We start from the raw sequence: 9,077 nt of genomic DNA on the forward strand, positions 1-9,077 counted from the left end.
GACCCGCGCAAGGTCAAGGACCTCGCCACGTTGTCGTTCGTCGAGGCCAAGGCCAACGCCGCCCTGCTCGGGCCGCCGGGAGTGGGCAAGACACACATCGCCGTCGCTCTCGCGGTCGCGGCCTGCCGGGCCGGCTACTCGATCTACTTCACCAGCCTCGACGACATGGTCCGCAACCTCAAGACCGCCGAGGCCGCCGGACGGCTGACCAGCAAACTCGGCAGCTATCTCCGGCCGGCCGTTCTCGTGGTCGACGAGGTGGGCTACCAGCCCCTCGAACGCGCGGAGGCCAACCTGGTCTTCCAGGTGATCTCAAAGCGCTACGAAAAGGGCTCGATCATCCTGACCTCGAACAAGACCTTCAGCGAATGGGGACAGGTGTTCGGTGACGAGGTCCTCGCCACCGCCATCCTCGACCGCCTCCTCCACCACTGCGATGTCATCTCCATCAATGGCCCCAGCTACCGGCTCAAGAACCGGCTCGCTGCCATCGAACGCGACCGGGACGACGCAGCCTGACCAAGCTCCCCAGAGTTTCACAGGTCAGGCCACACATGTCCCTCGGAGTAGTCGTGCCAGCCCCGGAAATACCAGTTGGCAAGATCCCCGATTCGCTCGATGCAGTCATCGAAGTAGGAATCGGGCGCCGGCTTGGGGAAGTTCGAGTGTGACGTCCACGACGGAACCCAGGTCGCGACCTCATAGAACCCCTCAGCGACCCATCGATCGAGCTTCTCGTCGGACTGAGATCGCTCGCACGCGGCCCGCATTGCCCGTTCCAGGCGGGTGAAAGCCGCCCGGTCCCACTCCAGATCCCCACGCAGCCGCAGCAGGAAGCTCCCCTCCTCTGCGTCGAACTCCCGCCTCAGAACCTTGGTGATCTCGTCCATGGCCGAGATCATGACAGCCCACGGAGAGACCCCCGACACTGCCCACGGCCAACCATCTCGCCCGACCATCAAGCGGTGCACGTTTGCCTGTACTTGGCGGAGCACTCAGAGAAGTACGCCGACACGGGGAGCTGAGATCGCGATGGTGTCAGGCAGTGGCGATGCCGTCGAGGGTGCTCTGCAGCAGACGGACCGCCTCTTCGGCTTCCGCATATTGCTGGGGGGGCGATTCGACGGCGCCGAAAGTAGGGCCGTCATCGGCGGGCAGGGCGCGCCAGTGCAGGATCGGCGTGAGTGCGGTGGTGGCTGCGCCAAGGAACCAGGCCAGGTGCCCGTGGACGTGCGCGAGGGCGATGGCCAGAGCAGCGAGTGCTTCACGCAGGTGTGCCAGCCGGTCGACCGCAGACATGGCCTGTTGGGAATGCGCGGTGCCAATGGCGGCACACAGGTCGGCCGCAGCCTTGGCGGCGACGGCGCGGTCGGCGGGTTCCGGGACCCACACCCGAGCCCGGATCTGCCGTTCGGCCTCCTCGACCAGGTCCTCGATAACCGTTCCCATGTTCACGCCCGTCACCCTACGTCTGTGTTGCTCATCAGCGCTAAAGCGCAGACAGACCGACCCAGACACCTCAGGGTCCGAACCTCGTCAAGCTGCGCCCCTCAGAGCTTGCTCTGTAGCCTGTCGATCTGTTGGAAGGGGAGGATAGGCGGGGACGTGGAGAAACTGGTGGAGAGGGCAGTCACGGAGGCACTTCGTGACGGGGGCGGTGAGGCGCTCCGTCTGTATGTCGCCGCCTGCACCGACCGCATGGCGCCGCTGTTCGTGGGCCGGCGAGCCGGGGCGCGAAGCCGACCTGACTTCTTCGCGGAGTCCGGTCGTGATCTCTGGCATGCCGACCGACCGCTCAGCGACGTAACCGAGAAGGTGCACCGGTTGGAGCGGTTCCCGGAGCTCCAGCCGCCACCAACATCACCGACACCATTCCTTCACCGTTGAGGCAGCCACCCCGAGGTCGTCCGGGTGCAGGTGCGGGCGTAGCGCGGTTGATGATGAGGGGGCGCCGAAGTCGGCGTGCAGCTCCAAGTAGAGGATGACGGTGACGGGGGCACCGGGGGTGCGGTTCACGGTCACGATCACGGGTTCGGCCATGCTCGGTCGTCGACCTGAGATACGACCTGGTGCTTACGCGCGCCCTGGAGGAGAGGGGCGGCCCGGCGGTACTGCGTCCCAGAGCGCGTCTGGGCCCGGGCCTCACCCATGCACACCATATCCGGCACGGGCTGACATGAACCTTATCCGGCTCGGGCCGCAACCGTGGTGCCGGAGCTCATGGAAAGTCCCTCAAAGCCGCACAGGTGCGCGTCCAGGCGCCTCATCGAGATCGCAGTCGACGGAGGTCCGGACCGGGTGCCCCTCAAGTTCGGCGTGTGAGTGCCGGACACCAAGCGGAGGAGGGACGAGCTCACCGCCGATCCGCTGGACGCTCTACGACCGCTCGGCGTGAAGTGGTCGTAGAGCCAGCCAGTGTCGGGCGTTGAAGCCGGATTGCACGAGCCCCCGGGCGCAATGAGCGCTGGGGTCACGGTGTGAGGCCACTGCAAAGTGGTGGCGCAACAGTGGTGCTGGGCAGACGATTATTCTGGGGTAGGCCGTGAGGGCGGCTGTGAATGCAGCGATCGCCTCTTCCTCCGGCCCTCTTCCAGTTGCTGTGATCAGTACTTGATCATGGCGTAACAGCTGCTGCCTCGAACGGTGAGGAAGGTCCAGTACCCGTAGCCGTAGCAGCTCGAACGCCGGAATATCTGTTCGTCGCCATCGTGCAGTGGGGCCAGTGTGATCGGCTGCTCGCCCGGGCCGCTGTCGGCTTGGAGAGCGAGACCCGACTGTTTGGCGACGATCCGGTACTCGGAGCCGTCGTCCGAGCCTGGGTCCATATCGTCAGGGGTGAAGCCGGGCACTTGGGCGCAGTCCTGGAACTGGCCGTCCTGGAACTTCTGAAGCAGCCACTTCTGGCTGTCACCCTCGTGCCATGCGTTCTGGACCACGGCGGCTCCGGCGACTGTGCCGTCGGCCTCGAGTGCCATGCTGGAGTGGTGGACCAGAATGCGGTGGAAGCCTTCTCCGTCCGGTTCCAGCAGGAAGTGTCCCGACGTCCAGGGCTCCGGGAAGTTCGCAACGACGAGAGGGGCCCTCTCCCCCACCGTCGGGCACGGTGACGGTGCGGTGTCGGGGTTTCCGGCCTGGTAGCCGATCGCTGCAACCGCGTCGGCGACATCGGCCAGGGATCGCTCGGAGTTCAAAGAGCAGACGATCTCCTCGGTGAGCGGCCGCGCCATCAGGATGTGCCGGATTGCCGCCGTTCGTGCGAATGACGCCTGCTCCACGCCCAGCCCCTCCGCCAACATGACCGTCCCTGGCACCGGTGCGGTCAGATCGGCCAGCACATGGTCCGCGCAGTCAGAAGCGCCCTCCCATTCATCGCCAGAGAGGCGGAATTCTGCCGTCTGCCATTCCGCGTCGTCCGGAAGCCGCCACATCACCGCCGAGACCAGGGGCATCTCGTCGCAGGATGAATGGTCCTTAGGCTCGTTCTCACCATGCCAGAGGCAGTGGCGCAGAGATTCGGGTATCTGCGGGAGGATTTCCTCCCATACCTCTGGGAGTTCGGGACTGAGCCGCCCTGGACGGAATTCCGCGTCGATGTCCCATAGGAACACCACAGTGCCGACGTCGTCGTGGAAGTGCACGTCCACCGTCCGTTCCCCCTCGTTCGGCACGTGAAGGACCCAACCGTCTCCGCTCGGGCAGCGCGACGGGCGGTACGTGTATCCGCAATAGGAGGAACCCGGCGGGTCCTCGGCGCTGATCGTCGAGATCACGGCCAGTGCCTTCGCTCGTTCCTGCAACGTCGGCACATCCGGCAGCCTGGCCGCTGCCCTGTGCACACTGATCCCGTCACCGACATCTGTCTCGTCCATGCCTGCCATCTAACCCGCTACCACCGACACTGGTCGTCACCGCGCCGCCGGGAGGTGATCTCTCGGACGCGTCCTGTCCGGCCCCGCCCAGGAATCCAGCCCGAAGGCCGCCCACCGCAGACCACCCACACCGCGACCGGCACCTTCGTGCGTGGCGACGGGCCAGGGGCGCCGGTCCCGGTCCCGGCCGAAGGAGGCCGGGATCCGGGCCGAGCGGGGCTGCGGGTCGAGGGACCCGAACTCGTCCATGCAGTAGACGATCTCGGGCTCGTCTTCCTCGGGTATGACTTCGCCGCCGGCGATCTCGTGGTGTTCGACTCGGGCCTTCCTGGCCGCGTAATCGGGCTCGCGCGAGGCCTTCCAGGTCTTAACGCACTGAGGAGACGTCTTCCTCTCGGAGCAGGATTCGCAGGCCCTCGTAGCTGATGTCGTCGACCACCCCCTAAAGACCAGGCAATCAGCCGACTTGACCAGGCTCCAGGTCGAAAATGGCAGGCCGTGCTCGGCCGGCTTGGAGTTGGCGGTCTTCTTGGTCTCCCGGCGCGTTCGCTGTGCAGCTCGTCTCGGCGAGGCTCCCGGCCCCGCACGAGGCAGCCCCGCTTCGGTACGACCCGGCAAGCCGTGCCCCTGTCCGAAGGCATTGGCGTCTTACTACGATCGATCCGCGAAGCCGCCGACCGCACCGGTGACAAGTAATCGCACAAGAGGGTCAAAACGGCAGATGGTTCGACTGGGAGAACGTAGAGCGGTGGGAGAGGAGTAGCGGTTACCGGTTCCGGATTGGCACGAGACGATCGCCCGCGCCATCAGGGGTGAGCGTCGCGGGTGTGCAGCGGGCAGTCGCCGGATCGCGACAGCACCGACGCAGCCAGCACAGGGTGGGAAGCGACCTAGCTCTCGGGGTGGCGGCCACCGCAGTAGGTGCGACTGCGGCGCCAGGAATAGCGCAGGTTAACGAGGGCATCGATGGGGCCCTGACGGGGTCCGGAAGCGGTGACCTGGCCTACCTGGAAGGGGCCTTCGAGCGACACCGAGGCGGCTATCGAGGCGATTCACCCGAGGACGTGCTGGACCAAGTGCGTGCAGACCTCAACCTCTTGGGGCAAGTACTTCACCGTCCGCACCCGGCTGGCGCGCGGGTCGATCTCGCGCGTAGCGCTGCCGGGATCGCCGGACTGGTGGCCATCGTCCAGCACGACCGAGGGGAGCGGGAAGGCGCCTGCCGGTGGTTCACGACGGCAGAATAGGCAGCCACGGAATCCGGGGACCGCCGTATGGCCGCATGGGTGCTGGCACGGCACGCCATGGTGCCGCTGAACTATGGGACCCCCGAAGTAGCCCTACGCATCGCGACGCGCGCCCGCAGGGCAGCCCGCGCGACGCCCACCGCGGGCGCTCGGGCTCACGCGGAACGACTCAACGCACTAGAAGAGGCCGAATCCTGGTTCGGGTGCCCCGCACAGAAGCACTTTGTGCACCTCTCCCAGGCATACACCCTCATCGGTGACGCGGAAGCTGCGTGCTCGGCTAAGGACGACGCCCTGGGCCTCACCGCCTCGCCATCGGTGATGACCCGGCCCTCATCGCCATGAATACCGCCGCCTGTCTCCGGCCCGATGGCGACGCCTCAGCAGCGGCCGAGATGGCGGCAGGTGACTTCGGCCGCCTCCCCGTCCCCTACCGTGACGGACTGGTCCGGTCCCGGGTCCAAGGGCTCCACCATGCCCTCGACGGCCGCTCCCGCGGCCTCCTCGGCCAGAGCCTCGCATGTGCGATTGCCGTTCACGGTCGAGGCCCCCGACCGGGCGGTCCTCAGTCCTCGCTGCCGGTGTGGTCGTCCATGGTGGCCCTGGGGCGCTTGGTCCCGCGGCGCTGATCACGCAGAGCTGCGAGCAGTTCTTCGGGCTCGGGCCGCAGCCCGCTGCCCAGGTATTGGATCCCCTCGCCCTCGGGCGCGGTGGTGGTGGGCTTGCCGATGGGGTGTCGGCGGCTGGTCGCGGTCCGCCATCCGTACCGCTCGTCCCACACCAGCGCCGGAGCCGGCGCCTTCGCGGACTCGAGGATGAGCGCGGCGGCGCAGACGTCGCCGTCGAGGTGCTGGACGGCCGGGGCCCGCTCGGCGGTGGTGAAGCCGGCCTCCCGCAGGGCCTGGACGATCGTGTCGAGGTAGGGGGCGATGCGGCGGGCGCGCTGCTCGGCCAGGGCCAGGGCGAGCGCGCGGCGCACCAGGGTGCCGGGGTAGCCCAGGCGCTGCGCCGCCTCCTTGGGCGTTAGGGACGGCTCCGAATCGAGGAGATCGGCGATACGCTGGGCGCGGAGCTGGGTAAGCGCGCTCTGCGCCGTGGCTTGGTGCACGCCCAGGGCCTCCACGACGCCTGCGGCGCTGATCGTACGGTCGGCGTCCAGGAGCGGGGCGGTGCTCTGCAGGAGCTGTTCGCGGGGGACCTGGTCGCCGGCGCCCTTCGGCCGGCCCGCGGCCGCGGGCTTCTTCGGCCGGGCGGCGAACGCACGGACCACGCCCCGGGGCCAGTGCTCCACCCCGCCGACCACCACCATGTGGCCGGTCAGCTCGGGGGCGTTCTTGTAGGTGTCCCAGGTGCGCGGGGAGATCGCGAACAGCGCGGCGCACTCGCGGCGGTCGAGGAGATCGTCGTCATGCTCCTCATCAGGGAAAGCGGGAACCGGCTCGCCGGCAAGGTAAGCGTCGACCTGATCGGCGTCGAAAAGCAGGATGCGCGATCCGGCCGAGCTGATCGGAGCCGGGAAGCCCGGCGCCCTATACGGCTTGGCCGTCATATAGCTCGCGACCTTGACCCCCCGTTGCTCGGCCAGGTCAGCCAGCTTGCGCACTAGATCCCTGCGTCCCGCGCGGATCATCGAAGTCTCCTTCACATGCGGGCGGGTAGCTCGGTGGTAACGAACACGCCGCCCCTCGAAAAAACGGTACTGAACTTATGGCAGTCAGGGAAAGGTCGCTACACTCGGCGCGGACGAAGCAGGGCCCCTGGGCCGGGTGTGCGTCTTGGTTGGCCGGCGCCCGTGCCAACCGCTTCGGCGGACTGAGGGCGCCGGCCGTCTTCATGTCCGGCTACAGCTCGAACGCGATGTACTCGACGTCCGTGTACTCCACGTCCAGGCCGTGAGCGCGGCGGCCGCCGTCACGGAAGTACACCTGGCCCAGCGCCTCGGCGGTGATCTGCCGCACCTGCCGGTCGGTTGCCCCTGCTCCTGGGCGTCGAAGAGCCGGGCGGCATGGCGGGGCGGCATGGCGGGGCGGGAGCGCAAGGGTCAGGTGGCGCATGCGGGCGTCGTCGGTGGTGCCGACGGGGGCGGTGAATCCGAACCGGGCCCGGGTGTCGATGATGACGCCAGACGTCGTGGCAGCTGCCCTTCTGGCCCTGGCCCGCACCTGTGGCTGCCACCGCCTGGTGACCTCCCGCCGCATACGCTCGGCCAGCTCGTCCCGCGGGCGCTTGATCGGGTCACGGACGTACCGCTCGACGGTCCGCTGCGACACACCGGGGAGCACGGCGACGTCGCGGGTGCTGCCCCGGTGCTGCTTGACGAGATACCGCATCTGCGCACCGGCGCTCTTGGGGATAGAGCGGGTGAACGCGCCCTCGATGGCCTTGTCCAGGCTGCTGCTGATGGTCATGTGGTGTGTGGCCAGGCTCGCAGCAGGGTGGCGATGCGTTCTGCGCTGCAGGCGGGGTCGCGCAGCAGGTCACGCAGGGCGGTGGCGTCCTCGCGGGTGGGCTTGACCGGGATTCCGGAGGCTTCCAGGTACATCACCCCGGTCGCGGCCGCGACGGCCAGGTTGGACCGCTCCAGCCAGCGACAGCGGCCAAGGATATGCACGAGGGCTGCGGCACGAGCGTAGGGGCCGTCGTAGACGGGCTGCTCCAGCAGCTCGGCCTGATGACAGGCGACAGCTGCGACGGGCACTCCGTAATCCTCAGGGACAGGATCGGCAGCCCCCGCCAGCTCGGCGACCTGCAGGATCCAGGGGACGTCGATGTGCAGGTGCATCACGCCGCGTGCGCTCCCGGGGCGTGGCGATCGCTGTCCTCGGCCTCGTCGAAAAGGTCCTGATGCTCGGCCAGGAAACGCTCCGCGGCGGCAAGACCCCGCTGACGCAGCCCGTCGACATCGTCCCGGACCAGAGCGGCGATGTAATCACCCACGGTCATGCCCCGGTCCCTGGCCCGTACCTTGGCCAGCTCCGCGATTTCAGGATCTACCCGCCAGCCCGCCTGCTGCTTCGCCATACCTTGCATGGTAACAGCTGGTACCACAGCCGGTCGGCCGCGTGCGCCGCTGAACAAAGCAAGCAACGGCTTGCGGGCGCTGCCGCATGCTGATGCGCGACGGACGATGGTGGAGTCGACGGAGGTGTCCCCGTCGACCCTGCCTGCGGCGTCGGCCGCGGCCTGGATACGCTGGAGCACACCTTCCGGGTGCCGTCGGCCGACCGCAGTAACGCCTGAAGCATGCCGAAGCGACGCCCTTATCTGAGGTGTGGTGAGGCGGCGGGCCATGACTTCCGCGCGATCGCCACCCGCTCGTGGGGCTGGTCATGGGGTCGACCACGTTGCGGGCCTTCTTTTTGCGGGCTCCGGCAGCGTGCTGGTGGGCCCGGTTGACCGTGGAGTCCACCGAAACCGTCCACTCCACGACTGCGACGGAGTCCTCCCGGACCTGGGCTTGCTCGAGCAGGCGGGCCCAGGTCACGTCCGCCTCCCAGCGGGCGAACCGCTCATAGACCGTCTGCCACGGCCCATAGCGTTCCGCCAGGTCACGCCACGGAGCACCGGTCCACAACCGCCACAACACCCTGTTAATCACCTGCCGATGATCCCGCCACGGACGACCACGCCCATCCACCTGCGGCAGCAGCGGCGCTATCCGACCCCACGCCACATCCGTCGGCTCACCACGACTCACCACAAGATCAATTATCAGACACGTCCTAGCAGCGAACGGAACTCACTGCCCGGTCGACGCTAGCCGAGTGAGTCCGGCTCCGACCCTGGTCAGCATCTGGCCAAAGAGGTGGAGAGTTCGTCCCCGTGTCGACGTTCCGCGGCGGTGAGCGTACACATCCGCGTCGACCACTGAGCCTTTTTCATCCTGCCCCTGAAGGGCTATAAGGCCTGGTCAGCTGGGGTGGTGACGTGGCAGAGCCCCCGGTCGTTGGCGGTGTTGATT

General features: G+C 67.7%; 9 protein-coding genes and 1 pseudogene. 1 reads left to right on the forward strand and 9 read right to left on the reverse strand.

The window, feature by feature from the left end; all coding sequences use genetic code 11:
- Window positions 1-519: IS21-like element helper ATPase IstB (istB, locus tag ACZ68P_RS35730; protein WP_471013508.1), on the forward strand; the 519-nt coding region annotated here is incomplete at its 5' end.
- 17 nt (window positions 520-536) lie between these two features.
- On the opposite strand, the gene ACZ68P_RS35735 is transcribed toward istB, so the two are convergent.
- The 9 genes and pseudogenes from ACZ68P_RS35735 to ACZ68P_RS35775 form a co-directional block, all read right to left on the reverse strand.
- Window positions 537-890 (reverse strand): hypothetical protein, encoded by a 354-nt coding sequence (locus tag ACZ68P_RS35735; protein ID WP_471013511.1) that lies wholly within the window; start codon window positions 888-890, stop codon window positions 537-539.
- 148 nt (window positions 891-1,038) lie between these two features.
- Complete coding sequence (locus ACZ68P_RS35740) at window positions 1,039-1,449, reverse strand: hypothetical protein (RefSeq protein ID WP_471013527.1); 411 nt, start codon at window positions 1,447-1,449, stop codon at window positions 1,039-1,041.
- Window positions 1,450-1,860: 411 nt separating this feature from the next.
- Entirely contained in the window at window positions 1,861-2,040 is a 180-nt protein-coding gene (locus ACZ68P_RS35745; RefSeq protein ID WP_471013514.1) for a hypothetical protein, read from the reverse strand.
- Window positions 2,041-2,603: 563 nt separating this feature from the next.
- The gene (locus ACZ68P_RS35750; protein ID WP_471013516.1) at window positions 2,604-3,869 is read right to left on the reverse strand and encodes an RICIN domain-containing protein; all 1,266 of its coding nucleotides are present in this window, start codon (window positions 3,867-3,869) and stop codon (window positions 2,604-2,606) included.
- A 1,812-nt stretch (window positions 3,870-5,681) separates the two neighbouring features.
- Window positions 5,682-6,746: a DUF6292 family protein gene (locus ACZ68P_RS35755; RefSeq protein WP_471013518.1), complete on the reverse strand. Its 1,065-nt coding sequence runs from the start codon at window positions 6,744-6,746 to the stop codon at window positions 5,682-5,684.
- 211 nt (window positions 6,747-6,957) lie between these two features.
- Entirely contained in the window at window positions 6,958-7,524 is a 567-nt protein-coding gene (gene tpg / locus ACZ68P_RS35760; protein WP_471013521.1) for a telomere-protecting terminal protein Tpg, read from the reverse strand.
- The gene (locus tag ACZ68P_RS35765) at window positions 7,521-7,898 is read right to left on the reverse strand and encodes a fic family toxin-antitoxin system, toxin component (RefSeq protein ID WP_471013528.1); all 378 of its coding nucleotides are present in this window, start codon (window positions 7,896-7,898) and stop codon (window positions 7,521-7,523) included. Before ACZ68P_RS35765 ends, tpg begins: the two co-directional genes overlap by 4 nt.
- On the reverse strand, window positions 7,898-8,137 hold the full coding sequence (locus ACZ68P_RS35770) for a hypothetical protein (RefSeq protein WP_471013524.1): 240 nt from the start codon (window positions 8,135-8,137) through the stop codon (window positions 7,898-7,900). The genes ACZ68P_RS35765 and ACZ68P_RS35770 overlap by 1 nt, the downstream gene beginning before the upstream one ends.
- A 328-nt stretch (window positions 8,138-8,465) precedes the next feature.
- Window positions 8,466-8,816: pseudogene (locus ACZ68P_RS35775) on the reverse strand (IS5 family transposase); the annotation flags it as partial.
- Window positions 8,817-9,077: the final 261 nt, after the last annotated feature.

The organism is Streptomyces sp. NPDC036822 (assembly GCF_055609145.1).

What these genes read in the sequence shown, in the direction of transcription:
- ACZ68P_RS35735 (WP_471013511.1), bottom strand. Translation starts at nt 890, where the DNA reads ATGGACGAGATCACCAAGGTTCTGAGGCGGGAGTTCGACGCAGAGGAG.
- ACZ68P_RS35740 (WP_471013527.1), bottom strand. Translation starts at nt 1,449, where the DNA reads ATGGGAACGGTTATCGAGGACCTGGTCGAGGAGGCCGAACGGCAGATC.
- ACZ68P_RS35745 (WP_471013514.1), bottom strand. Translation starts at nt 2,040, where the DNA reads ATGGCCGAACCCGTGATCGTGACCGTGAACCGCACCCCCGGTGCCCCC.
- ACZ68P_RS35750 (WP_471013516.1), bottom strand. Translation starts at nt 3,869, where the DNA reads ATGGACGAGACAGATGTCGGTGACGGGATCAGTGTGCACAGGGCAGCG.
- ACZ68P_RS35755 (WP_471013518.1), bottom strand. Translation starts at nt 6,746, where the DNA reads ATGATCCGCGCGGGACGCAGGGATCTAGTGCGCAAGCTGGCTGACCTG.
- tpg (WP_471013521.1), bottom strand. Translation starts at nt 7,524, where the DNA reads ATGACCATCAGCAGCAGCCTGGACAAGGCCATCGAGGGCGCGTTCACC.
- ACZ68P_RS35765 (WP_471013528.1), bottom strand. Translation starts at nt 7,898, where the DNA reads ATGCACCTGCACATCGACGTCCCCTGGATCCTGCAGGTCGCCGAGCTG.
- ACZ68P_RS35770 (WP_471013524.1), bottom strand. Translation starts at nt 8,137, where the DNA reads ATGGCGAAGCAGCAGGCGGGCTGGCGGGTAGATCCTGAAATCGCGGAG.